General features: G+C 46.1%; 2 protein-coding genes and 1 pseudogene. 1 reads left to right on the forward strand and 2 read right to left on the reverse strand.

The annotated features are described in order from the left end of the window. Positions 1-26: 26 nt before the first annotated feature. Positions 27-251 (reverse strand): DUF2811 domain-containing protein, encoded by a 225-nt coding sequence (locus PN499_RS17615; protein ID WP_007353314.1) that lies wholly within the window; start codon positions 249-251, stop codon positions 27-29. Positions 252-748: 497 nt separating this feature from the next. Between PN499_RS17615 and PN499_RS17620 the strand changes: the two are divergent. Further along, positions 749-1,174 (forward strand): annotated as a pseudogene (locus tag PN499_RS17620) (transposase). A gap of 228 nt (positions 1,175-1,402) precedes the next feature. Here the strand turns inward: PN499_RS17620 and PN499_RS17625 are convergent. Beyond that, complete coding sequence (locus PN499_RS17625; protein ID WP_272033400.1) at positions 1,403-2,794, reverse strand: FAD/NAD(P)-binding protein; 1,392 nt, start codon at positions 2,792-2,794, stop codon at positions 1,403-1,405. Positions 2,795-2,947: the final 153 nt, after the last annotated feature.

Genomic DNA, 2,947 nt, shown 5'->3' on the forward strand with positions numbered 1-2,947 from the left:
CCCCCTAGCCCCTAGCCCCTCTTCCTTTACACAGGATGCTGAAAAAGGGTTTCGAGGTAAACTCTGGCAGCTTGGCGATAGCTTCTTGATGCCTCTGGTGTACCGCTATCCCCATTCTGCAACAAAAACAGAGACAGAGCTGCGGAAAATACCCGGTCTTGATCCCAGTCGGGATGCGTTTCTAGGTAGGTTTTGAGGGATTCGTGGAGGGTTTCGGGAATTTCAGCCAAAATACTGACAGTTGCGTTCATCATCGCTTCTAAATCTCACAAATAAACAGATATCAAAACCCAGCTCGCGGAATCGACAGCTAAGGGACACAGCCGGAATCGGAGCGCTTAATTTAGGTCGGTCGCATCATTGTGCGCTAAGAGGGGGTGGTGTTGTCAATGTTGCAAATTGTTACAAACCTCTTTATCTTAAAAAAATATTTACACAACAATCAGCTCTTGAGGCCGATCCCCGTTACATAAGTTTATAACTTGGAGCACCACTCTGGCATTAGCCAGTTAATGAATAAAATCCCCAATTCAGCAGCAAGGCTTGATACTACCGTTAACTCCTGTGGAAAACCTTGTCTAATCTGTGGAAAACCTCATCTAGCCTGTGGAAACGCTGTGGAATATATGGGGAAAACTTTCAGCAAGGATAAGAATTTTAAAGTTGTCATTACTATAGCTAGGGGCTAGGGCGTGTTTTCTTGCCTCGTTGTATCCTAGAAATAGGCGATCACAAGCACTTAACGCTCATGAACCGAGGAGATTTAAGTAACGAACAGTGGGAGACGTTAAAACCGCTACTTCCTCCACTCAAACCCCGAACAGACAAGCCAAATCGTGGCCACCGACAAGTGGTTAATGGCATCCTCTGGATACGAGCGAACAGGAGCCCCCTGGCGAGACCTCCCAGAACGTTATGGTTCATGGGAAAGCGTGGCTACAAGGTTCTATCGGTGGCAAAAAGCCAATATTTTTAGAACAATTAATGGAACAAGGAGCAGTCAAACGAGCCACGTCACGGTCCTTTTAGCCGTAAAATCTACCGTCAACGCAACATAGTTGAACGTGCTATCAATCGACTCAAGCAATTTCGTCGTATCGCTACCCGATATGAGAAGTTGGCCGCAAATTATACAGCTATGATTACGCTCGCCTGCATTCTGTTGTGGTTGTAGTTTGAAAACACGCCCTAGCAGGGCCGTAACATTGCTCGCTTCTAAATTCTTGAACCTAAACCTCCAACCCCCTTTCCTGCAAGCAGGGCTGTAATATTGCTCGCTTCTAAATTCTTTGACCTAACCCCCGAACCCCCTTCCTTATAAGGTTCGGGGGAGTCATTAATACTATTAAACTCAAAGAGATTAAATATTAATAATTTTTCTCCCTGGAAATTAGAATAAAAGTTAAGTTATATCTTTTTTCAATCGCTGGATTAAATCTTTTGCTAATGCTAAGGCTTGAACTCGGATTTCTGGAACTGCCGTTGTCTCCCACAGAGAACCTTTACGAGGAGGCCCTAAAGTAAATAAAAGTTCTGAAGTTGCGCCATTTGTACTCACGAGTGCGCCGTTTGGGGCGACATCTAAGCCTAATGCTAAGGAATCGGGACGGATTAAACCTTGCTGCAATAGGTTGGTAATTAAGGGATGTTGAAATTTGCGATAATCGCACTCAGGGCCGGTGCAATTAATCGCTCGACTGACTTCGACAATAATATCATCTGCCTGTGGGTTGCGAATTAGGACTTCTACACCAGTAGCAGTTTCGCGGTAAGTTTGAATGCGACCTTTATGTATTAGCAATTGTTTGGATTGCTGCAATTGTGCGATCGCATCAATAATTTTTGGGGCGGCGCGGTGGCGATACACTTCCCAGTAGGGGCGGAGGTGGCGCAGAAATCGGCACTTTTCTTCTAGTGGTAGAGATTGCCATAACTGCTGGGTAATGGGGCGGAGGGAGTCGATGACGGCACGCCAGTTGACCTCGGAAGTGCTATCCTGCTGTAGTTGTTGGCGGGCTAGGCGCAGTAAGGCGCGGATGTTTTTGGGGGCTGTTTCCGGGTTGAGGAAGGCGGGATAAGGGGTTGCAGGTTTGTGGGGATGGGGGAATAAACCGTGACGGGAGACTACGTGAATGATACCTTTGTGGCCGGAGTCTCGGAGTGCGATCGCTAAATCTACCATAGTCAAACCCGATCCGATGAGCAAAACTGGTTCCTCAGCGGACAATCCGGCAATAGCATCAGCAGACCAAGCATAGCCAATATAACGCGAACTTTTATAGAAAGAGCGATCGGCAACGGCAGGATCGCTAGGAGGAAAATTACCCAAGGCGAGAATGATTTTATCTGCTTGGATAGTTTGACCGCTACGCAAGTAGATTGTTGCCATGTTGGTTCCTGGTTGGAGTGCGATCGCTTCATCATTCAGCCGTTCTAAATGCACATAATTTGGCGCTTTTGCTTCGGCTTCATCTAAACCAGTCTCAATGTATTTACCGTAAATATTACGGGGGATAAATGTATCTGGTTTTACATCGTTGCCAATAGCTTGCAGCCAGCGTAAGAAGTGGTCGGGTTCATCGGGAAAGGCACTCATTTTTCCCGCCGGAACGTTTAACAAATGACTGGCAGAATTAGTTCCATAAGCGACTCCCCGCCCTAGCAAAGGTTGACGTTCAATAATTTTGATATCTAGCGGAAAAGTCGCCCCTAAAAGCAAGTGAGTAGCAACCATACTGCCACTGAATCCGCCGCCAATTATAGCAATCGTAATCGGGGAATTATCTTTAGTCATAGAGTTGAGATTACCCGCTCAGTAACCGTGAATTATAGATCGGTTGTACTATGTTTAATTATGTACTTTAGCGCCAAGACTAATAATTTAGCAAGTGTTTTGATAAACAATATTACCCGTAACGCCGCCCTCTGGGCGGTCAAGATACCGCCC

Source organism: Kamptonema animale CS-326 (assembly GCF_028330895.1).
Taxonomy (GTDB): Bacteria; Cyanobacteriota; Cyanobacteriia; order Cyanobacteriales; family Microcoleaceae; genus Kamptonema; species Kamptonema formosum.